General features: G+C 64.3%; 18 protein-coding genes. 10 read left to right on the top strand and 8 right to left on the bottom strand.

Translation table 11 applies throughout. The features are described 5' to 3' along the window. Positions 1-57: 57 nt before the first annotated feature. The 5 genes from ACPPVP_RS00820 to ACPPVP_RS00800 all read left to right on the top strand — a co-directional run bounded on the left by ACPPVP_RS00820 (position 58) and on the right by ACPPVP_RS00800 (position 6,124). Positions 58-1,209 (top strand): HlyD family secretion protein, encoded by a 1,152-nt coding sequence (locus tag ACPPVP_RS00820; protein ID WP_426530382.1) that lies wholly within the window; start codon positions 58-60, stop codon positions 1,207-1,209. After that, on the top strand, positions 1,196-2,821 hold the full coding sequence (locus tag ACPPVP_RS00815; RefSeq protein ID WP_426530380.1) for an MFS transporter: 1,626 nt from the start codon (positions 1,196-1,198) through the stop codon (positions 2,819-2,821). The genes ACPPVP_RS00820 and ACPPVP_RS00815 overlap by 14 nt, the downstream gene beginning before the upstream one ends. A 179-nt stretch (positions 2,822-3,000) precedes the next feature. After that, positions 3,001-4,053 (top strand): type III polyketide synthase, encoded by a 1,053-nt coding sequence (locus ACPPVP_RS00810; RefSeq protein ID WP_426530378.1) that lies wholly within the window; start codon positions 3,001-3,003, stop codon positions 4,051-4,053. Further along, the gene (locus tag ACPPVP_RS00805) at positions 4,050-4,565 is read left to right on the top strand and encodes an isoprenylcysteine carboxyl methyltransferase family protein (RefSeq protein ID WP_426530376.1); all 516 of its coding nucleotides are present in this window, start codon (positions 4,050-4,052) and stop codon (positions 4,563-4,565) included. Before ACPPVP_RS00810 ends, ACPPVP_RS00805 begins: the two co-directional genes overlap by 4 nt. Beyond that, the gene (locus tag ACPPVP_RS00800; protein ID WP_426530374.1) at positions 4,562-6,124 is read left to right on the top strand and encodes a DHA2 family efflux MFS transporter permease subunit; all 1,563 of its coding nucleotides are present in this window, start codon (positions 4,562-4,564) and stop codon (positions 6,122-6,124) included. The genes ACPPVP_RS00805 and ACPPVP_RS00800 overlap by 4 nt, the downstream gene beginning before the upstream one ends. Here ACPPVP_RS00800 and ACPPVP_RS00795 read toward each other — a convergent pair. Next, positions 6,121-6,873 (bottom strand): sulfate transporter family protein, encoded by a 753-nt coding sequence (locus tag ACPPVP_RS00795; RefSeq protein WP_426530372.1) that lies wholly within the window; start codon positions 6,871-6,873, stop codon positions 6,121-6,123. The genes ACPPVP_RS00800 and ACPPVP_RS00795 overlap by 4 nt on opposite strands. Positions 6,874-7,000: 127 nt before the next feature. On the opposite strand from ACPPVP_RS00795, the gene ACPPVP_RS00790 reads away from it, so the two are divergent. Further along, entirely contained in the window at positions 7,001-7,948 is a 948-nt protein-coding gene (locus ACPPVP_RS00790) for a hydroxymethylglutaryl-CoA lyase (RefSeq protein WP_426530370.1), read from the top strand. Between the two features lie 17 nt (positions 7,949-7,965). Here the strand turns inward: ACPPVP_RS00790 and ACPPVP_RS00785 are convergent, their stop codons facing one another. Together ACPPVP_RS00785 and ACPPVP_RS00780 are read right to left on the bottom strand one after the other, a co-directional pair. Then, complete coding sequence (locus tag ACPPVP_RS00785) at positions 7,966-8,664, bottom strand: Spy/CpxP family protein refolding chaperone (RefSeq protein WP_426530368.1); 699 nt, start codon at positions 8,662-8,664, stop codon at positions 7,966-7,968. A gap of 87 nt (positions 8,665-8,751) precedes the next feature. Beyond that, the gene (locus ACPPVP_RS00780) at positions 8,752-11,163 is read right to left on the bottom strand and encodes a heavy metal translocating P-type ATPase (protein WP_426530366.1); all 2,412 of its coding nucleotides are present in this window, start codon (positions 11,161-11,163) and stop codon (positions 8,752-8,754) included. A gap of 50 nt (positions 11,164-11,213) precedes the next feature. Between ACPPVP_RS00780 and ACPPVP_RS00775 the strand changes: the two genes are divergently transcribed. Further along, positions 11,214-11,489, top strand: a complete 276-nt coding sequence (locus ACPPVP_RS00775) for a metal-sensitive transcriptional regulator (protein WP_426530364.1) — start codon at positions 11,214-11,216, stop codon at positions 11,487-11,489. A gap of 22 nt (positions 11,490-11,511) precedes the next feature. Here ACPPVP_RS00775 and nikR read toward each other — a convergent pair whose 3' ends face one another. After that, positions 11,512-11,958 carry a nickel-responsive transcriptional regulator NikR gene (gene nikR, locus ACPPVP_RS00770; protein WP_426530363.1) on the bottom strand — a complete coding sequence of 149 codons (447 nt, stop codon included), beginning with the start codon at positions 11,956-11,958 and terminating at the stop codon, positions 11,512-11,514. Positions 11,959-12,088: 130 nt separating this feature from the next. Between nikR and ACPPVP_RS00765 the strand changes: the two genes are divergently transcribed. Then, positions 12,089-14,296 (top strand): TonB-dependent receptor domain-containing protein, encoded by a 2,208-nt coding sequence (locus tag ACPPVP_RS00765; protein ID WP_426530361.1) that lies wholly within the window; start codon positions 12,089-12,091, stop codon positions 14,294-14,296. A 47-nt stretch (positions 14,297-14,343) separates the two neighbouring features. Here the strand turns inward: ACPPVP_RS00765 and ACPPVP_RS00760 are convergent, their stop codons facing one another. Next, entirely contained in the window at positions 14,344-15,357 is a 1,014-nt protein-coding gene (locus tag ACPPVP_RS00760) for a lipo-like protein (protein WP_426530359.1), read from the bottom strand. Between the two features lie 189 nt (positions 15,358-15,546). Between ACPPVP_RS00760 and ACPPVP_RS00755 the strand changes: the two genes are divergently transcribed. Beyond that, entirely contained in the window at positions 15,547-16,929 is a 1,383-nt protein-coding gene (locus ACPPVP_RS00755; RefSeq protein WP_426530357.1) for a flavin monoamine oxidase family protein, read from the top strand. 11 nt (positions 16,930-16,940) lie between these two features. Further along, complete coding sequence (locus tag ACPPVP_RS00750; RefSeq protein ID WP_426530355.1) at positions 16,941-17,609, top strand: ATP-binding protein; 669 nt, start codon at positions 16,941-16,943, stop codon at positions 17,607-17,609. Between the two features lie 65 nt (positions 17,610-17,674). Here ACPPVP_RS00750 and ACPPVP_RS00745 read toward each other — a convergent pair whose 3' ends face one another. From ACPPVP_RS00745 to pheS, 3 genes are read right to left on the bottom strand one after another with little or no spacing between them, the layout of a single operon-like run. Continuing rightward, positions 17,675-18,445 carry a sulfite exporter TauE/SafE family protein gene (locus tag ACPPVP_RS00745; protein ID WP_426530353.1) on the bottom strand — a complete coding sequence of 257 codons (771 nt, stop codon included), beginning with the start codon at positions 18,443-18,445 and terminating at the stop codon, positions 17,675-17,677. Beyond that, on the bottom strand, positions 18,442-20,850 hold the full coding sequence (pheT, locus tag ACPPVP_RS00740) for a phenylalanine--tRNA ligase subunit beta (RefSeq protein ID WP_426530351.1): 2,409 nt from the start codon (positions 20,848-20,850) through the stop codon (positions 18,442-18,444). Before pheT ends, ACPPVP_RS00745 begins: the two co-directional genes overlap by 4 nt. After that, positions 20,847-21,929, bottom strand: a complete 1,083-nt coding sequence (gene pheS / locus ACPPVP_RS00735) for a phenylalanine--tRNA ligase subunit alpha (protein ID WP_426530349.1) — start codon at positions 21,927-21,929, stop codon at positions 20,847-20,849. Before pheS ends, pheT begins: the two co-directional genes overlap by 4 nt. Positions 21,930-22,004: the final 75 nt, after the last annotated feature.

Raw genomic sequence — 22,004 nt, 5'->3', positions numbered from 1 at the left:
GTTGCCATGTTCCGAGGGCCTTATCCGGCTCGCGGGAACGTGATTGAGGGAGATGCCGTGAGCGCGCAGGATCAAGCAAGTCCGCCACCCGCAAGTCGGGCTCCGTCTCCGCCGGTCGCGCCAGTTCCGAAGCCGCCGCCGGCGACACGCGGCTTCTGGGGCCGCTTCACGATTCCATTATTCGCGGTGCTGGCGGCGTTTGCCTTTATCGTGCTGGCGACGTTGCGCTGGGATGCCTGGGTCGGCAGCGCCACGGTCCAGACCACCAACGACGCCTATGTTCGTGCCGAGCTCACCCGGCTGAGCAGCCGGGTCGCCGGCGAGGTGATTACGGTCGCCGTGCAGGATTTCGAGCGCGTCAAGGCGGGCGATCTGCTCGTGCAGATCGACCCCGCGGATTACGCGGCTCAAGTCGCACAGGCCGACGCCAGCGTCGCCGCCGCGCAGGCAGCCCTCGACAATCTGAGCAATCAGGTCGAGCTGCAATACGCGACGATTGCACAGGCCGAAGCCCAGCTGGTGTCTGCCACGGCCCAGGAGGTCGAGGCGCGTCAGGAACAGGAGCGCCAGCAGTCGCTGTCGCAAACCGAATCCGGAACGCGCCAAAGGTTCGAACAGGCGACTGCAGCGCTTGCCAAGGCGCAGGCCGATGTGCGTGCGAGCCGTGCCGTCATTGCCGCGCAACGTCATCAGCTCGACGTGCTGTCGGGCACCAAGAAGCAGCGTGCGGCAGACGTCGAGGGCGCCAAGGCGACGCTGGCTGCGGCCAAACTCAGGCTCGGCTACACCAAGATCGTAGCGCCGTTCGATGGCGTCACCGGCGAGCGGCAGGTGCAGCCGGGCGATTACGTCAATATCGGAACCAACCTCATCAATGTCGTGCCGCTGCCGAACGTCTATGTGATCGCCAATTACAAGGAGACGCAGCTGACGCGGGTCAAGCCCGGTCAGCCCGTCGAGATCACCGTCGACAGTTTCCCGCACGAAAAACTGCGCGGCCGCGTCGAGCGGATTGCGCCGGCGAGCGGTTCGCAATTCGCGTTGCTGCCGCCGGACAATGCCACCGGCAATTTCACCAAGGTGGTTCAGCGCGTCCCGGTCCGGATCCAGCTCGACAAAAACCAGCCGCTGCTGGAACGCCTGCTACCCGGAATGTCCGTCGTCACCCATATCAATACCGGCGAGGCGGGCACGGATGGCGGAAAATGACCGAGATCGCGGACCCGTCTCGCGCGGCGAGATCGCGCCGCAGCCGTTGTTCGCGGTCGGCGCGGTGCTGCTCGGCGCGTTTCTGGCGAACTTCGACAGCCGGCTGACGACGGTAGGCCTGCCCGATCTGCGCGGCGCGTTCTCGCTCGGTTTCGACGAGGGTGCCTGGCTCTCAACCGCGGGCATCGGCTCGCAGATCTTGATCGCACCGGCGGTGGCATGGCTTGCGACCGTATTCGGGCTGCGCCGCGTGCTCGGCATTCCGAGCCTGGTCTATGCCCTGATCTCGCTGGCGATCCCGTTCGTGAACGATTACGCCACGCTGATCACGCTCAGCATCGTGCATGGCATGCTGCTCGGCACCTTCGTGCCGGCGACACTGATGATCATCCTGCGCAATTTGCCGATCAAATGGTGGCTGCCGGCGATCTCAATTTATTCGATCAGGGTCGGGTTCGCGCTCGACACCTCTACCTGGCTGGTCGGTTTCTACGTCGACCATCTGGGCTGGCAGTGGCTGTATTGGCAGGGCGTGGTGATCGCGCCGCTGATGGGCCTGATGGTCTATCTCGGCACGCCCAACGAGCAAATCAACCGCGACCTGCTGAGGCAGGCCGACTGGGGTGGGATGCTGCTGCTCGGGGTCTCCGTCGCGATGATCTATGCCGGCCTCGATCAGGGCAATCGTCTGGACTGGCTGGAGTCGGGCACGGTGATGGCACTGTTGCTCGCCGGTGGTGCGCTGTTCATCGCCTTTCTGGTCAACGAGACGCTGGTTCAGCAGCCCTGGGCGCACGTCAATGTGCTGTTCTCGCGCAATGTCGGGCTCTCGCTGGTCGCCATCCTGCTGTACACCCTGACAAGCCTCTCCAACTCGTCGCTGGTGCCGAACTTCCTCAGCGTTGTCGGCCTGATGCGGCCCGAACAAAGCGGCATCCTGCTCCTGACCTTCGGCGCCTTGCCGATGGTGGCGCTGGTGCCCTTATCGATCGTCCTGCTTCGGTATTTCGATGCACGCTTCGTGGTGATCCTCGGTTTTTCGGCGTTCGCTGCCGCCAATTTGTGGGGAACCCAATTGACCCATGACTGGGCACGCGGTGATTTCGTCGGCATCGTGATCCTGCAGTCGATCGGGCAGGCGCTCACATTATTGCCGATCATCATCCTGGCGCTGTCCAACGTCGATACGACCCGCACGACGGCATTCGCCGCCTATATCCAGATCATGCGGCTCGGCGGCGCCGAGATCGGCATAGCGCTGATGGGCACCTGGCTGCGCGTGCGCGAGCAGATCCACTCCAATTATCTCGGACTGCATGTCCAGAACGGCACCTTCGACGTGACGCGCCTGCTCAAGCAGCTCGGCGACTATTTTGCCAGCCATGGCGCGGGCGCTGCTCCGGCGCGGGCGCTGGGGACGTTGTCGGCGCGGGTCCAGCGCGAAGCCAACGTGCTCGCCTATATCGACGGATTTTGGCTCTGCTTCTGGCTCGCGATGGTGGCGCTGTTCTGCGTCGCGCTGATGACCCGCGCGCCGCCGGGGCCCTTTACGCCGGCGCCGTTCGGCTTCGCTAAAAATGTCCTGCGGAAGTGCGGGGTGACCGTTTCGTAACGCGCAGCGCCGATCAGCGCGCCGACAACGGCTGCCGCCGCGCCGGCTCGATTGCGACATCAAAGGGCTGCATTCAAATCATAGTGAATGCCGAAGGCCGTTCGATAACGGCAGTCGACGAAATATTCGCATGATCGCGCGGTCTCATATGTTGGGGTACCGAAGGCGGGGACAGCGATATGAACCACACGGCCGCGCTGGTTTCGCTGGCGACCTCGATTCCGCCATATCAATTCCACCAGAAGCAGATCCTCCAGGCCGCGCACGACCTGCTTGCTGATCGTTACCCGCAGTTCGAGACGCTTTCGAGCCTGTTTGCCAATACCGGCATCCGCCATCGCTACGGGGTCAAACCGATCGAATGGTATCTGGAGCGGCGCGGCTGGCCGGAGCGGACACAGGCTTTTCTGGAAGGCGCGGAATCGCTGTTTCTCGACGTCGCGCGCAAGGCCATCGGGCGGGCCGATCTTGCGGCCGGTGATATCGACACCGTCGTCACGGTATGTTCGACCGGCATTGCGACGCCGACACTGGAGGCGCGCGTCGCCGGCAAGCTCGGCTTGCGTAGCGACGTGTCGCGCGTGCCCATCTTCGGTTTGGGGTGTGCCGGCGGCGTGTCGGGGCTGTCGATCGCCTCGCGCCTTGCGCAGGCGCGGCCCGGAACGAACGTGCTGCTGGTCGCGCTCGAACTCTGCACGCTCGCGGTGCGCCACGATGAGTTGACCAAGGCCAATATCGTCGCCGCCAGCCTGTTCGGCGACGGTGCCGCGGCTGTTGTTCTGCGTGCCGGTGACGGCGGCGCGACCCGGATCGAGGCGACGGGCGAAAAACTGTGGCCCGATACGCTCGATATCATGGGCTGGAGCGTCGATCCCGAGGGATTCGGCGTCATCTTCCAGCGCACGATTCCCGATTTCGTTGCCGAACATTTCGGCCCTGCGGTGATCGAAATGCTCTCCCGGATGAAGCTTTCGGCCGGGGATATCGATCGCTTCATCTGTCATCCCGGCGGCACGAAAGTGATCGCCGCGCTTGAACGCGCGCTATCGCTGGATCAGGGCACGCTCGATCACGAGCGCGAGGTCATCGCCGATTACGGAAATATGTCGGCGCCGACCGTTCTGTTCGTGCTGGAACGCGCCATGGAGCGGGGTCTGCCGGCGCGGTCGCTGCTGACTGCACTCGGCCCCGGTTTCACCGCCAGCTGCGTCGCGTTGCGGCACGCCGCGTGAGCCTGGCGTCAATCATTCTCCTGCTGGTCACGCTGCAGCGATTGGGCGAACTCGTTCTCTCCAATTACAACACGCGTCGGCTGCTGGCGCGCGGCGCGATCGAGGTCGGCGCCGGCCACTATCCGCTGGTGGTGTCGGTTCATGCGGCGTGGCTGATCGCGTTGTGGATCTGGGGCCGTGATCAGGAGATCATTCTCCCGGCACTTGCAGGATTCATCGTGCTGCAGGGCTTGCGGCTGTGGATCCTTGCCACGCTCGGGCCGCGATGGACCACGCGCATCATCGTGCTACTGGGCGAGCCGCTGGTCGCGTCGGGGCCCTACAGATATCTTGCGCATCCCAATTATGCGGTCGTCGCCGGAGAGATCGCGCTGCTACCGCTTGCCCTGCATCTGCCCTTGCTCGCGCTGATTTTTACCGTGCTCAACGCCGCGGTGCTCGCAATCCGGATTCGCATCGAAGCCCACGCGCTCTCCGCGACCGGCGGACAGCTTGCACGCCCGCTCCAATGAGCAACCGGCAGGAGCCGCCGTCTGGCGCGGCGATCGTCGTGCCTTCCATCAAAACCTGGGCCGGCTTCCTCCTGATGTGCCTTGGCATGTTCATGGCCATCCTCGACATTCAGGTGGTGGCGACGTCGTTGCCGGCGATCCAGCAAGCGCTGGCGATTTCCCAGGATGCAATGAGCTGGGTCCAGACCGCCTATCTGATCGCGGAGGTGGTCGCTATACCCCTGACCGGCCTGCTCACGCGGGTTCTGACCTTGCGGTGGCTGGTCGCTGCAGCGGTGGCGCTCTTTACCCTGGCATCGATCGGCTGCGCCACCAGTGGCGGCTTTGCCGTGCTGCTTGCCTTTCGCGTGGTGCAGGGATTTGCCGGCGGCGTGCTGATCCCCGCGGTCTTCACCGCGGTATTCCTGCTGTTTCCGCTCCGGCTTCACGCCGTCGCCACCACGATTGGTGGCGTTGTCGCGGTGCTGGCGCCGACGGTTGGCCCCGTGGTCGGCGGCTGGATCACGGAGACCTGGTCGTGGCCGTGGCTGTTTTTGATCAACGTCATCCCCGGGCTGATCGTGATCTCGGTGACGCCGTTCCTGCTACCGCGCCAAAACACTGACTTCGCCGAGCTTACCAAACTGGACAGCGGTTCTCTGGTGCTGCTGGCCGCGGCCCTGGCGAGCCTCGAGATCGGGTTGAAGCAAGCACCCCATCACGGCTGGTTGTCACCCACCTGCACGGTCCTGCTGGCGGGAAGCGCGGTCGGCCTGGGCATTTTTGTTCATCGCAGCCTGAGCGGCGAGCATCCGGTGGTACGGCTGGTTACACTGCGGCGGCGTTCGTTTGCGGCCGGCTGCGCCTTGAGCTTTTGCCTTGGCGTCGGCCTGTTCGGCTCGGTCTATTTGATGCCGGTGTTTCTCGCCTTCGTGCGTCGCCACGATGCCTTTGAGATCGGCACCATCATGCTGGTGACCGGGATCGCGCAGCTCATCGCCGCCCCCGTCGCCGCGATCCTGGAAAGCCGGATCGGCGCGCGCGCGCTGACCGGTGCCGGTTTCGCCCTGTTTGCGCTGGGGCTTGGCTTGAGTGCCTTCCAGCCGCGCACCGCAGATTTCGACGAGATGTTCTGGCCGCAGATCGTTCGCGGTGTCGCAATCATGTTTTGTCTGTTGCCGCCGACGCGCATCGCCCTGGGCGCGCTGCCCGAATCTGAAGTCGCCGACGCCAGTGGGTTGTTCAACCTGATGCGCAATCTCGGCGGCGCCATCGGCATCGCGCTGATCGATACGATCCTGTATGGCCGCGTCGCAATGTACGCCGAGGATTTTCGCGTCCGCTTGCTGGCGGGAGATATCAGCGCGGCGAAGGCGATCGGCCTCGATCCGGCGCTGCTCGCCAACCGGCCGCCGGGTCCGCCCGACGCCGCCGCCGTCGCGTTCGTGCGGCCGATGGTCGAGAAGGCATCGCTGGCGCTCTGTGTCAACGAAGCCTGGGCGATGCTCGCCTGCGTGGCGATTGCGGGTGTGCTGCTGGTTCCGTTTGCGCGCGATCGGCCGGATGCAAAAGGCAGTTAGATGGTGGGAACTCCGGTCCGACGCGCCGGCTCGATCAGTTCCGGCCTCGGGCCGGAGAGGCGTTTGTGCATGTGGACCATGAAGGCCATGCCGAACAGCGGCGTCGCCAGGTTGACGATCGGGATCGACACGAAGGCCGCAATGAACAGGCCCGCGGTGAACACGGTGGCCGCATTGTCCTTGCGCATCGCCTTGGCTTCTGCCGGCGAGCGGAACCGCATCGCCGCGAGTTCGAAATATTCGCGGCCGAGCAGCCAGGCGGTGGCGATGAAGAAGATCAGAAAGCCTGCGCCCGCGAACAGCACGAAGGGCAGCGCGATCAGATAGACCAGGATCGTCAGCAGCGCCGTCTTGACGCCTTCCGGGATCGCGACGCCGAGCGGCAGCGCGGCGCCGGGGCGCTCCGCCGGATAATGTTCGCGCTCGACATGCTCGGCGACGTCGTCGACGAATACGCTCGCAATCAGCGAGGTGACCGCCGGCATCAGGAAAATGCCGCCGAGCACGACACCGAGCCCTGCCGCTATCGAGATGATCCAGGCAAGGATGTTGAGCGTCGTGTGGAAGCCCGGTCCCAGCATCGCCTCCGCCCAGCCTTCGCCGTAATCGGCAAACCAGCTCAACGCGCGCTGCAATCCGATGGCCAGCACCGTGATCAGCACCAGCGCCAACCCGATCGAGCGCCAGAGGATGGTACGCATCGGCGGCGACAGGATCTGCGAAATCGCCTTGACGGCGGCGTCCAACATGGCGGTTCTGCCTCTTGTGAAAAAGCCCTCGCGAGAGGTAGATACCCCCAAGGGTTTCGGCAAGGGTTTCGACAAGCGCCTGCCGGCCCCCCGGGGAAACAAGACTGCCGCCAAAAAAGAGGTTGCCATGACCCGCGTCCAGGAACTCTATCCCGAAAGCAAAATCATCCTGCGCGAGGTCGGCCTGCGCGACGGTCTGCAGCTCGTGAAGGCATTTCCGTCGACGGAAGCCAAGCAGTGCTGGATCCGCGACGAATATGCCGCTGGCGTGCGGCACTTCGAGGTAGGCTCGTTCCTGCCGGCAAAGACCTTTCCGCAATTTGCCGACGTGCGCGACATCATCGGGACCGTTGCCTCGCTGCCCGACGCCTACGGCATTGCGCTGACGCTCAACGAGCGCGGCGTCAACGAGGCGCTGGCTTCGGGCGTCGCCGAGGTGGCGACGGTGGTCTCGGCCACGGAAGAGCACAGCCAGGCCAATGCCAACCGCTCGCGCGAGTCAGCCATTGCCAACGTCAGGCGGCTCTGCGAGCTGCGCGACGCCAGCGCGCACAAGCCGGTGGTGAACTCCGCGATCTCGATGGCGCTGGGCTGCTCGATCGTGGGGGCAGTCGATCCGAAGGAGGTCTTGCTGCTGACGGAAAAGCTGTTCGAGGCCGGCGTCGACATGGTCGCGATCGCCGACACCGTTGGTTATGCCGGGCCGAAGCAGGTCGGCGAATTGACCGCGGCGGCCGTGAAGATCGCCGGCTCAAAGCCGATCTGCATTCACCTGCACGACACAAGAGGGATGGGGATTGCGAACGCATCCGCCGCGCTCGATGCCGGCGCGCGCGTGCTGGATGGATCGCTCGGCGGCCTCGGCGGCTGCCCGTTCGCGCCGGGCGCCACCGGCAATGTTGTGTTCGAGGACCTGGTTTTCCTGTGCGAGAGCAAGGGATTTGCCACGGGCATAGATATCGAAAAGCTGATCGCGGTGCGCGGAATCCTGAAATCGGAAATGCCGAGCGAAGCGCTGTATGGCGGGCTCGCGCGCGCCGGATTGCCGCGCGGGACGGCGGCGAGGGCGGCCTGATCCAGAGCCTTCAGCGCTTACTTTTTGCCCATACCCATGCTGCCCATGCCAGGCATGCGTCCCTGTTCCTTTTGTTCGGGGGAAGGCTGCGCAGGCATCATCGCCATTGCTTCCATCCCCATATGCGGGGCGAGGAGATCGTTGGCCGTCTTCTTTTGATCGTCCGACAAGGCCTCGTTCAGCTTCGCGAAGGCGGATTTCATCGCTTTGGTGCCGTCCAGCCGCGCGGCCAGCCACTGCTCTTGCTGGTCCAGCCGGGCTGACACGGTGGAAGCCGGTTGTCCATCGCCGGGCTTCGGCATCGTCGCTGCGCGAACTTCCGCGAGCTTCCTGGCATTCGTGCGCAACGCATCGGCAAAGCCGTTCCATGCGTCAGCCTGCGCGTCAGTGATCTTCAGTTCGGCGCGCAGAAAAGCGATGCGGCCTTCGATGCGATCGATGGTCGCCATCCCGTCCATGCCGCGGCCCATCATGCCCATCATCTGCATCATCCCCATCGAGTGCATCGCGGACATGCTGCTCATCATGTTCTTCATGTCGTTCATAGGCGTGCCGCCTTGCGGTGCGGCGGTGGCCGGGCCCGGCGCCGGATTTGCCGGAGCCGATTTTTCTGTGTTCCCGGAGTGGGAATGATCATGTTCGGCCGGCGCTTGCGCCCAAGCCGGAACCGTAAGTGCCGCGACCGTGAGAACCGTCGCCATCGTCAAGCGCGTCATGGCCAAATCTCCCGTTGCTGAGCGTTCAGCATTTGCGGGTAAATATGGACCCCGGCGCCGGTCGCAGCTTTGACGCACGTCAAGTTGTTACAGCCGCGTCACCCGAAGCCGCAGCGCATTGCCGACCACGCTCACCGACGACAGCGCCATCGCCGCGGCGGCGATGATCGGCGACAGCAGCAGGCCGAACGCGGGATAGAGGATGCCCGCGGCGATCGGGATGCCGGCGGCGTTGTAGATGAACGCGAAGAACAGGTTCTGCCGAATGTTGCTCATGGTCGCCTCCGACAGCCGGCGGGCGCGGACGATGCCGACGAGATCGCCTTTCAGCAACGTGATTCCTGCGCTTTCCATCGCGACATCAGTGCCCGTTCCCATCGCAATGCCGACTTCGGCGGCGGCGAGCGCCGGCGCATCGTTGACGCCGTCGCCGGCCATCGCGACGATCTTTCCGGCCTTCTGCAGCTTTGCGACGACAGCGCTCTTCTGGTCGGGCAGCACTTCGGCTTCGACGTCGGCGATGCCGAGCCGCTTCGCAACCGCATTCGCCGTGGTCCTGTTGTCGCCCGTGAGCATGATGACCTTGATGCCCTCGGCTGCCAGCGCCTTCAACGCGTCCGGTGTCGAGGCCTTCACGGGGTCGGCGATGGCGAACAACCCTGCGAGCTTGCCGTCGATGGCGATGTTGATGACGGTGGCGCCGTCGCCGCGCAGACGTTCGCCCTGATCGTTCAAGGACTGCGCATCGATGCCGAGCGACTGCAGGAAGTTCGCATTGCCGAGAACGATCGTCTTGCCGTCGACCTTGCCGGTCGCGCCCTTGCCGGTCGGCGAGTCGAATTCCTCGACCTTGCCGGGATCGAGGTTGCGCTCCTTGGCCGCCCGCACGATGGCGTCGGCCAGCGGGTGTTCGCTCGCCCGCTCGACGGTCGCGGCCAGCCGCAGAATGTCGGTCTCGTTAAATCCAGCGCTCGGCACGATCGCGACCACCTTCGGCTTGCCTTCGGTCAACGTGCCCGTCTTGTCGACCACCAGCGTGTCGACCTTCTCCATCCGCTCCAGCGATTCGGCGTTCTTGATCAGCACGCCCGCCTGCGCGCCGCGCCCGACCCCCACCATGATCGACATCGGCGTGGCGAGGCCGAGCGCGCAGGGGCAGGCGATGATGAGCACGCTGACGGCGGCGACGAGGCCGAACGCCAGGCGCGGTTCGGGCCCAAGCCAGGCCCAGGCGCCGAACGCGATCAGCGCCACGACGATAACGATTGGCACAAACCAGCCGGAAACCTGGTCGGCCAGCCGCTGGATCGGCGCCCGCGAACGCTGCGCGTCCGCCACCATCTTGACGATCTGGGACAGCAGCGTGTCGCGCCCGACCTTGTCGGCGCGCATCACGAACCCTCCGGACTGGTTCAGCGTGCCCGCGATCACCTTGCCGCCGGGCTCCTTGGTGACGGGCATGGATTCGCCGGTCACCAGCGATTCATCGAGCGAGGAGCGGCCTTCGAGGATGACACCGTCGACCGGCACCTTCTCGCCCGGCCGCACCCGCAATCTGTCGCCGACCACGAGCGCGTCGATTTCCACCTCGTGGTCGGCGCCGTCGTCGCCGATCCGGCGCGCGGTTTTCGGTGCGAGCTGCAGCAGCGCCTTGATCGCGCCCGATGTCGCTTCGCGGGCGCGAAGTTCGAGCACCTGGCCGAGCAGCACGAGCACGGTGATGACGGCCGCGGATTCGAAATAGACGGGGACCGCGCCGCCGTGTCCGCGGAAGGTCGTCGGAAAGATTCCGGGCGCGACGGTGCCGACGACGCTGTAGGCATAGGCCACACCGGTGCCGACAGCGATCAGCGTGAACATGTTGAGATTGCGCGTGACGAGCGATTGCCAGCCGCGCACGAAGAACGGCCAGCCAGCCCACAGCACGACGGGTGTGGCGAAGGCGAACTGAATCCAGTTCGACAGCGTTTGATCGAGGAAGCCATGGCCGCCGGCGAGATGGCCGCCCATCTCCAGCACGACCGCCGGCAGCGCGAGCACGAGGCCGACCCAGAAGCGGCGCGTCATGTCGGCAAGTTCCGGATTGGGCGGCGCATCGAGGCTCGCGACCTCGGGCTCCAGCGCCATGCCGCAGATCGGGCAGCTTCCCGGGCCGACCTGGCGGATCTCCGGATGCATCGGGCAGGTGTAGATCGTGCCCTCCGGCACCGCGGCCTTCGGCTTGCTGTCCTTTTCCAGATAGGAGACGGGATCGGCGGCGAATTTGGTCCGGCAGCCGGACGAGCAGAAATGATAGGTCTCGCCGCGATAATCAAAACGGTGCTTGCTGGTCGTGGGGTCTACCGTCATCCCGCAGACGGGGTCGCGAACGGTTGCAGCGGCGTGGTCGGAATGATCGTGATGGCTGTGACTGGCGTGGGTGTGGCCGGTGTCCCCGTGGCCGCCGCAGCAGGCAGCCTTTGGCGCGCCGTTTCGGTCGGAGTTTTCATTGTTGTTCATCATCCGCTCTGGCCCTTGTAACCTATACCCTGTAGGGGTATATAGAGCGCATGCGAAAAGACATCAAGGCATCCTGTCAAAAACGTCTCAGCCGGATCGAGGGCCAGGTCCGCGGCCTCTCAAAAATGGTCGACGAGGACCGCTACTGCATCGATATCGTCACGCAGATCTCGGCGGTACGGGCGGCGCTACGGCGCGTCGAAGAAGAGGTTTTGAAGGATCACGTGTCGCATTGCGTCGAACATGCGATCACCAGCGGCAACAAGGCCGATCAGCGCGAGAAGATCGCGGAACTGATGGCCGTGATCGGCCGTTCCGACAGGTAGCATCCGCTGGTTCAGCGGACCGTCAGTCGTGGCGATGGCCGTGTTTGCGCGCCTTCGGCTTCTTGTCGGATGCCGTCGGGATCATCACCACACGGCCGTAGCGCACGCCGCGCTCGGCGATGATGTGGTCGGCAAAGTGCCGGACTTCGGCGCTGGCACCCTTCAGTGCCGTGACTTCCATGCAGGAATCGTCGTCGAGATGCACATGCAGCGTCGCCAGCGACAGATCGTGATGGCCGTGGAAATTCTGCACCAGCCGTTTTGACAGATCCCGCGCGGCATGATCGTAGACGTAAACCAGCGCGGCGACGCATTGGCCCGATGGAGCCGCGTCCTCGGCGCCCTGCTGCAGCCCGGCGCGGGCGAGATCGCGGATGATCTCGGAGCGGTTCTGATAGCCGCGCGCTTCCGCCGCCGCATCGATCTCGGCAAGCAGTTCGTCTTCGATGGTAATGGTGATCCGTTGCATCCCAAATTTCCGTTCTGGTCTGGTATGACATTTCTATTGTATCATCATACCGGGCTTGCTAGCGTGATGCGCCGGGCTAAGTCGAACTGATGCGGTCGCGCGGCGACTGTAGCAATTATCGTGCGAGGGCATGGCGTTGCGTAAGGCTGTTTGGCGGATATTTTCCGCCGCCGCATCGCTGATTGTCATGGCGCCACCTGCGGACGCCCAGAGCGACGCGGCCGCCACGCCCGGCCAGCTTCCCGCTGTGACGGTGAATCCTCCCGAGGCGCGGCCGCGCAATCGGCCCAAGCCGCCGCGCCGTCTGCAGACCGCGCGAAATCCATCCGCGGTTCAGCCGAGCGTGCCTGTCCCACCGCAAGTCAGCGGCGGCGTCACTTCCGGGTCTGCGTCCGCAGGGCCTGCATACATGCAGCCTACCGCGGCCAGCGCCATGACGATCAGCGGTGCTGAGGTGAACGCCCGGCCTTTCTCGCGCCCCGGCGAGGCGCTGGAGGCAGTGCCCGGGCTGATCGTCACCCAGCATTCCGGCGAAGGCAAAGCCAACCAGTATTTTCTGCGCGGCTTCAATCTCGACCACGGCACAGATCTCGCCATCAAGATCGATGGTATGCCCGTCAACATGCCGACCCATGGTCACGGGCAGGGCTATGCCGATATCAATTTCATGATTCCCGAGCTGATCCAGTCGGTGAATGTACGCAAGGGTCCGTACTTCGCCGATGTCGGCGACTTCGGCTCCGCCGGCTCCCTCACGATCGACTACATCAACCGGCTGCCCAAGAACATTCTGGAGACGACCAACGGTACCTTTGGCTATCACCGTGCGTTGGCGGCGGGGTCAACGGCGGTCGGTGCGGGCACGCTGCTCGCGGCTGTCGAAGGCGTCAAATACAACGGCCCGTGGGACGTGCCGGACAACATACGCAAGCTCAACGGCGTGCTGCGCTACAGCCAGGGCACCGCCACCGACGGATTTGCGCTGTCGGCGATGGCCTATTCCAATGGCTGGAATTCGACCGACCAGGTGGCGCAACGCGCGATCGACCAGGGCGTGATCGGCCGCTTCGGTTCGCTCGATCCGACCGATGGCGGCGTCTCGAGCCGGTTCTCGCTATCGAGCGACTGGGCGCAATCGAGTGAATACGGGCAGAGCAAGATCAATGCCTATGCGATCAACTCGTCGCTGAGGCTCTATAACAATTTCACGTATTTTCTCGACGATCCCGTCAATGGCGATCAGTTCAGCCAGATGGACCGGCGCACGGTCTACGGCCTCGACGCCAGCCACGCTTTCGATGTGCGCGTGGGCGGCATCGAGACGCAAACCCGAATCGGGCTACAGACGCGTGGCGACGATATCCGGGTCGGCTTGTTCAAGACGTTGCAGCGCGAGACGCTCTCGACCGTGCGCGAAGACAGCGTGCGGGAAGGCAATGTCGGCCTGTGGGCCGATACGACGGCGCGCTGGACCGATTGGCTGCGTACCACGGTCGGCATCCGCGAGGATTATTTTGCGGGGAGGGTGCTGAGTGACACGCCGGCGAATTCGGGAAGCGCCCAGGCGTCGATGACGAGCCCGAAGGCCGGGATTGTGCTGGGGCCGTGGTACAAGACCGAGTTCTACGGCAATGCCGGTTATGGCCTGCACTCCAACGATATCCGGGGCGCGACGATCACGGTCGATCCGATCGACAAGGTGACGCCGCAGGATCGGGTGCCGTTACTGGTGCGGTCGAAAGGCGCCGAGATCGGCGTCCGCACCAAGGCGGTCGAAGGCCTGACCAGTTCGCTTGCGGTATTCGTGCTGGATTTCGACTCGGAACTGCTGTTCGTCGGCGATGCCGGGACCACCGAAGCGAGCCGGCCTAGCCGGCGTGTCGGCATGGAGTGGACCAACCAGTATCAGGTGTTGCCGTGGGTGCGGCTCGATTTCGATCTCGCCTATACCCGCGCTCGTTTCACCGATCTCGATCCTGCAGGAAATTTCATTCCGGGTGCGCCGGCGTGGGTGGCGGCTGGCGGCATGACGTTCGGCGGCGAGCGCGGCTGGTTCGGCGCGTTGCGTGGGCGCTATTTCGGGCCGCGTCCGCTGATCGAGGACGTCAGCGTCCGTTCGCAGGCGTCGCTGATCTTCAATGCGCGCGCGGGTTACAGATTCGACAACGACCTGCGGCTGCAGCTCGATGTCCTCAACCTCTTCAACGCGAAAACCAACCAGATCGAATATTACTATCTGTCGCGATTGCCGGGCGAGCCGATTGGTGGCGTGGCCGATCGCCATGTGCATCCGGCAGAGCCGCTGGCGGTTCGGTTGACGCTGGCGGGGAGGTTTTAGCTTGAAAGGGTGGGCACGCTTCGCTTTGCCCACCCTACGATCTGCGTCTACGCCACCATCTCCCGCGCCTTGTTGCGCGGCCTCATGCGGCGTTCGGGCGGGCGAACCGGGACGTATTCGACGGCCAGGTAATGCTCCGACACGGTGACGCGTTCGATCATCTTCGTCTCGCAGATCACTTCCGCTATTGCCACTTCGTCGAGCATCATTTCTTCAACTGGAAGCGACGCCTCTTGGTCAATCTCTTCAGGAACAAGCGGCGGCGAGTTGAGTTCGGGAAACACGGCGAACTCGCCCGCTACCTCCGGGAGCGGCTTTTGTTTGTCGGCCCAGTGCAAGGCCGTGTAGTCGAAGCCGTGCACGATGGTGGGTTTGACGATTTCGAAATAGGGCGAGATGTCGAAATCGCGCGGCATGTAGAGCGAGGAATCGCGGATGTGCAGGATTTCGCGCCGGGCCTTTCGCGAGGCGGCGCGCGTAATCTTGGGCAGGATCGGATAACGCACCGCGTCGAATGCCTGCGCGATCAGCGCCGAGCAGATGATTTTTGTGGGGTCGCCGGAGCCGAACGCGATCATGCGCCGGCGCCAGCGCTGCGGCACCGGCAGCGGAATCAGAAAGCGCATCAGATCGACGATGTTCTTGGTGTCATAGCCGAAGCCGATTCGATTGATGGCGTAACGGCACACCGTGGTGCGGTCCTCGTAGGACAGGCCGATCGGGCGGCAGATGCGGGTATGATAGGGATAATATTTTGACAGCGGCGCCGAGGTCACGCCTTCACCGATATTGGCCTCGATCAGGACATGCGGCTCGCCGTCGGGTTCGTACGCGCCGTCAACCGGGCCGACGTAAAGCGCGCCATGCGACCAGGTCGATTGCGTCAGGTATTTGATGATGCCGGAGATGCGGTTGTTGCCTTCGACCAGCAGAACGTCGCCCGGCTCGATGACGCCGCGCAGATGCTCGGGGTCGCTGGGGGTGAACGGCTCATAGCCCGGGACTTCCTTCTGAAGGTAGCCCGCAATCAACTGGCCGATGGTATCGAGCATTACGCCCATGAAACTCCCCTGGAGCGGCTTTTCTCCCGCTTTTTTTGTTTCCTTATCATGGTCGCAAGCCGTTTCAATTTAGTTCATGCGATAAGCGGATCAATCATGATTGATTTACCATGAGTGTTGCTGCGTCACGTGAGATACGGCACAGTTCGCTGACTGTTCTCGCTTCTTTCAGGTCCCGGAAACCATGACATGACAATGACCCGCCGCACCTTCCTGTCGGCGTCCGCAGGTCTGGCAGCCACTCCGGTTTTTTGCGGGGCGCGCGCGGGAGCGGCACCATTGCCGCGGGAGGCTGACATTGTTGTGATCGGCGCGGGCGCGGCCGGCATTGCTGCGGCGCGGCGGATCATGGCGGCGAACCGCAAGGTGATCGTGGTGGAGGCGGCAAGCCAGATCGGCGGGCGCTGCCAGACCGACGCTTCGACGTTCGACGTGCCGTTCGATCGCGGCGCGCGCTGGATGCATAATCCCGAAACCAATCCGATGATCAAGCTGGCGCGCGCCGCGGGTCTCGAGATCACGACCGCGCCCTCGGGCCAGAAGATGCGCATCGGCCGCCGCAACGCCCGTGCCGGCGAGACCGAGGAATTTCTCGCCGCGCTCGTGCGCGCCAACCGCGCCATCGATGAAGCCGCGCGCCGCTTCGATGTCTCCTGTGCATCGGTGCTGCCAAAGGATCTCGGCGTTTGGGCTGATACGTCGGAGTTCGTGCTCGGTGCCAGTTTCTCAGGCAAGGATCTGAAAGACGTCTCCGTCGGCGACAAGTCCCGCGCGCAGGATCGCAACACCGCGATCGGCTGCCGTCAGGGATTGGGCACGCTGATCGCAAAGCTCGGCGAGCAGGTGCCGCTGTCGCTGTCGACGCCGGCCAACCGCATTGTCTGGAGCAACCGCGATGTCAGCGTGGAAACGCCGGCAGGCCGGATCGCCGCGCGCGCCGCCGTCATCACCGTATCGAGCAACGTGCTGGCCGCCGGCAACATCAAGTTCGCACCTGACATCCCGAAGCGCACGCTCGACGCGGCCTCAAAACTCAGCCTAGGCAGCTATGACCGGATCGCGCTGCAGATGCCGGGCAATCCACTCGGGCTGGCGCGTGACGACGTCGTCATCGAGCAGAGCAATTCGACCAAGACGGCGATGATATTCGCCAATATGGGCGGCTCGTCGCTCTGCACGATCGACGTGGGCGGCTCGTTCGGCCGCGAGCTTTCCGGGCAGGGCGAGAAGGCGATGGTCGCGTTCGCGGTGGAATGGCTGGCGAAACTGTACGGCAGCGAGGCGGCGGCCGCGGTGAAGAAATCGAGCGCGACGCGCTGGAACGCCGCGCCGTTCGCGCTGGGCGCGATGTCGGCGGCCGGTCCCGGCGCGCAATCCTCGCGAAAACTTTTGACCGAACCGTTCGGCTGCATCTATCTCGCCGGCGAGGCGACCCATGAAACGCTGTGGGGAACGATCGACGGCGCCTGGGAAAGCGGCGAGCGCGCTGCGGAAGCGGCGTTGCGGCGGATCGGTGCGCTGAAGGATCCGGAGCCGGAGGCGCGGCCGGCGAAGCAGCGGCGACGCGGATAACCGATCAACTGATGGCGCGCCGGAAAGCACTGATCTCCTGGTCGAGCGGCAAGGACTCGGCGTTCGCGCTGCATGAAGTGCGGCGCGCGGGTGAATTCGACGTGGTCGGCGCGCTGACCACGGTGACCGAGACGTTCGGCCGGGTCTCGATCCACGGTGTGCGGCAGGAGATCTTGCAGGCGCAATGCGAGGCCGCGGGCCTGCCGCAGCGAATCGTGCCGATCCCCTATCCCTGCCCGAACGAGATTTACGAAGCGCGGATGGGCGAGGCGGTTGCGCAAGCCGTGGCCTGCGGCGTCACGCACATGATCTTCGGTGATCTGTTCCTTCAGGACATCCGCGCCTATCGCGAACAGAAGCTAGCGGGCACGGGCATCACGCCGGTGTTTCCATTGTGGGAGCGGCCGACGCCGGAGTTGGCACGGGCAATGATTGCAAGCGGACTAGAAGCGCATCTCGCCACCGTCGATCTGAAGAAGCTGCCGGCGGAATTTGCAGGCCGAACGTTCGATGCAAGCCTGTTGGCCGATTTGCCCGAAGGCGTCGATCCTTGCGGCGAGAACGGCGAGTTTCATACCTGTGTGGTGGCCGGGCCGATGTTTTCGAGGCGGCTTGACGTGAAAACCGGCGAGCGCGTCGAACGCGATGGCTATGCGTATTGCGATCTGGTTCCCGGTTAGCGACCTCTCGTAGGGTGGGCACGTCGCTTCGCTCCTCTGCCCACCCTACAGGACCGGCGCTAGTATCAGCGCAGCAAGCCATCCAGCGCCGGCAGGCCAAAAATCACGGCGGCTGCGATCAGCGCATAGCAGATGGCGCGGAAGACGGCTTCGCTGGCCTTGCCGAACAGCGAGGCGCCGAACCAGACGCCGATTCCGTAGACCGGGCCGACCACCACGGCGAACTTGATCGCATCCATTGTGATCAGTCCGGCGGTGGCGTAGCTGACGGCAGAAAAGAAATCCGACGCGCCGAAGAACAGCAGGATATTGGCGCGCGCGATCACGGACGGCAGCGTGCGGCCGAGCCAGTAGCCGACGATCGGCGGGCCGCCGGTCTGGGCGAGCCCGCTGCAAAAGCCGGATAGCCCGCCAATGCCGACCGAGACTGCCGCGTGATCCTTGCCGCGGTAGCGCCAGCCCGAGAGCAGCAGCAACAGCAGCGCGAACACGAAGACGGAGATGATCCAGCGCGTCGTCACCGGTTCGAGCCGGCTCAGGAAATAGGTGCCGATGGGAACGCCGATCAGCGCGCCGAACACCATGATAGAGGTCGCCTTGCGGTCGGCCTTTTGCCACGCGCCCGGCAGCAGCGGCGCGGCGGCGATGAAATCAATGATCAGGAGCAGTGCCGCGACCAGCCGCGGGTCGGCGATCGAGCTTGCGAGCGGCATGAAGATCAGCGCCGAGCCGAATCCGGAAAAGCCCCGCGCCGTTCCCGAGACGAAGGCGACCGCGCAGATGGCGATCGCCGCATGGAGGCTGACTTCCGCAGGGATGAGGCCGAGTGGGCTCATCCGCGCAGAACGCCACCGGTCTTTTTCGTTACCTCGGCCACGATCTTCGCCGCCACCGCGTCGATCTCCTGGTCGGTCAGCGTCTTCTCGCGGGGCTGGATCGTCACGGCAATCGCGACCGACTTCTTGTCGGGATCGATGCCCTTGCCCTCGTAGACGTCGAAGACGGTCACATCCGTAATCAGCTTCTTGTCGACGCCCTGCGCCGATCTCACGATGTCACCGGCCTTGACGCCGCGATCGACGATGAAGGCGAAGTCACGCGACACCGGCTGGAACGTGGAAAGGTCGAGCAACGGCTTGGCCCGGGTCGGCTTCTTCTTGGCGTCGGGAATACGGTCGAGGATGACTTCGAACGCCATCAAAGGGCCGTCGGCGCCGAGCGCTTCCAGCGTGCGCGGATGCAATTCGCCGAAATAGCCCAGCACATTCTGCGGCCCGATCTGGATGGTGCCGGAACGCCCCGGATGCAGCCAGCTGGCTCCAGCAGGTACGATCTGCAGCGCCTGCATCGGCGCACCGGCTGCCGCGAGCACGGCGAACGCATCGGCCTTGGCGTCGAGCGCATCGGCCATGGCAGAGCCCGACCAGTGCCGGCCCATGCCTTTTGAGGATGCAAAGCCGTGACGCACGCCGGAGGCCGCGACGAACTGGTTCTCAGGTCTATCGCCCCTGAATATCTGACCGACTTCGAACAGCGCGACGTCCTGATAACCGCGATTGGCGTTGGCCTGCGCCGCGGCGACGAGGCCCGGCAGCAGGCTCGGCCGCATGTCGGAGAGGTCGGAGGCGATCGGATTGGCGAGCGCCAACTCGGCCTGTCCGCCGCCGAACAATTCGGCGTGCGGCTTGGAAATGAACGACCAGGTCACGGCTTCCACCATGCCGCGCGCCGCCAGCGCGCGCTTGGCCCGATGGGTGCGATTCTGCATCGCCGTCAGCACCGGCTTGCGGGCATCGTCGCCGCGCTCGAACGGTGTCATCGGCACCTTGTCGACGCCGACGATGCGCACGATCTCCTCGACGATGTCGGCCTTGCCGTGCACATCGGTGCGCCACGAGGGCACCGCGACTTTCACCACCGGGCCGCTGCCGGCGATCATGAAGCCGAGATGGCTGAGGATGCGTCGCATTTCGGCCAGCGGCACTTCGATACCTGCCAGACGTTTAACCTCGCTCAACGGGAAATCGATGATGCGGTCCTCGCCGAAGGCGTTGCCAACGACGATGTTCTCCGACGGCGTGCCGCCGCACAGCTCCATCACGAGCCTGGTCGCGAGTTCGAGCCCTGGCACCATGAAGGCCGGATCGACGCCGCGCTCGAACCGATAACGGGCATCCGAATTGATGCCGAGCTTGCGGCCGGTCTGCGCGATGTTGATCTCGTTCCATAGCGCCGATTCGATCAGCACATCAGTCGTGTTCTCGTCGCAGCCCGAGGTCTCGCCGCCCATGATGCCCGCCAGCGACTCGACGCCGTGCTCGTCTGATATCACGCAGATGTTGCTGTCGAGCGTATAGGTGCGCCCGTCAAGCGCCAGCAGGCTCTCGCCATCCCTGGCGCGGCGCACGGTGAGGTTGCCGTTCACCTTCCTGGCGTCGAACACATGCAGCGGCCGGGCGCGGTCGTAGGTCATGAAATTGGTGATGTCGACCAGCGCATTGATCGGCCGTAGCCCGATCGACGTCAGCCGCTTCTGCAGCCACTCCGGCGACGGGCCGTTCTTGACGCCACGCACCAGCCGCAGCGCAAAGCCCGGGCACAACGCGGCGTCTTCCACCGCAACCTTCACCGGGCAGGGGAATTCGCCCTTGATCGGCTTGATGGCGGGGTCTTTGAACTTGCCCATGTCGGCGGCGGAGAGATCGCGCGCGATGCCGTGCACGCCGGTGCAGTCCTGGCGGTTTGGAGTCAAATTGATTTCGAGCATGGGATCGCCGAGGCCTGCCCATTCGGCATATCCCTTGCCGATGGGCGCATCGGCTGGCAGTTCCATGATGCCGTCATGGTCCTCGGAAATCTGCAGCTCAGCCGCCGAGCACAGCATGCCGCGGCTCTCAACGCCCCGGATCGTGCCGACGCCGAGCGTGATGTTCTTGCCGGGGATGAAGGTGCCGGGCGGCGAAAACACGCTGATAAGGCCAGCGCGCGCATTCGGCGCGCCGCAGACCACCTGCACCGGTGCGCCACCGTCGCCGGTATCGACCATGCACACCCGCAGGCGATCCGCATTCGGATGCTGCTCGGCCGAAATCACCCGCGCGATGGAAAACGGCGCCAGTGCCTTCGCCTTGTCTTCGATGTTCTCGACCTCGAGCCCGATCATGGTGAGCTTGTCGGCAAGCTTTTCCAGCGGCTCGTCGGTGTCGAGATGTTCCTTCAGCCAGGAGAGGGTGAATTTCACGAGCTCAGCCCCCCCGCCAGTGTCGGGATGTCGAGCGGCTTGAAGCCGTAGTGATTGAGCCAACGCACGTCGCTATCGAACAACTGGCGCAGATCGGCGATGCCGTATTTCAGCATCGCGATGCGGTCGAGGCCCATGCCCCAGGCAAAGCCCTGGTAGACGTCGGGATCGATGCCGCAGGCGCGCAGCACGTTCGGATGCACCATGCCGCAGCCAAGAATTTCGAGCCAATCCTCGCCTTCGCCGAAACGGATCTCGCCCTTGTCGCGCCGGCACTGGATGTCGACCTCGAGCGAGGGCTCGGTGAACGGGAAGAACGACGGGCGAAACCGCATGTTGATGTGGTCGACCTCGAAGAACGCCTTGCAGAACTCGTGCAGGATCCATTTGAGATGGCCGAGATGCGAGCCCTTGTCGATGACGAGGCCCTCGATCTGATGGAATTGCGGCGTATGGGTCGCATCGGAATCGATGCGATAGGTGCGCCCCGGGCAAACCACGCGGATCGGCGGCTTCTGCGACAGCATCGTACGCACCTGCACCGGCGAGGTGTGCGTGCGCAACAGCATGCGCGAACCATCTTCCTTCGGGTTGAAGAAGAAGGTGTCGTGCATCTCACGGGCCGGATGGCCCTCGGGGAAATTCAGTTTGGTGAAGTTGTAATCGTCGGTCTCGATGTCGGGACCTTCGGCGATCGCAAAACCCATGTCGGCGAAGATCGTGTTGACCTCCTCGAAGACCTGGCTGAGCGGATGGATGCGGCCGGCTTCCGCGGGCGCCTCGCGCAGCGGCAGCGTGACGTCGATGGTTTCGGAGGCAAGCCGGGCATCGAGCGCTGCCGACTTCAGGATGTCGCGGCGCGTCGAAAGCGCCTGGGTCACCTTGTCCTTGGCGAGGTTGATCGCTGCGCCTTGGGTCTTGCGCTCGTCCGGTGACATCTTGCCGAGCGTTGCGAGCAACGCCGAGATCGAACCCTTCTTGCCCAGTGCTGCGACGCGCACGGCTTCGAGGGCTGCTTCATCGCCGGCTGAGGCGATATCATCGAGAATGGAGTTTTCAAGTGTAGCAAGGTCGGACACGGTCAAATCTCTTTCGCAAAAGGCCGCCGGGTTGTCGCCGCTCGGGGGCCAAAACGTCAAGCAAAAAGCCCGTTA

The organism is Bradyrhizobium sp. McL0615 (assembly GCF_049993905.1).
Classification (GTDB): Bacteria; Pseudomonadota; Alphaproteobacteria; order Rhizobiales; family Xanthobacteraceae; genus Bradyrhizobium.
This window is presented reverse-complemented; position numbering and strand designations above follow the sequence as displayed.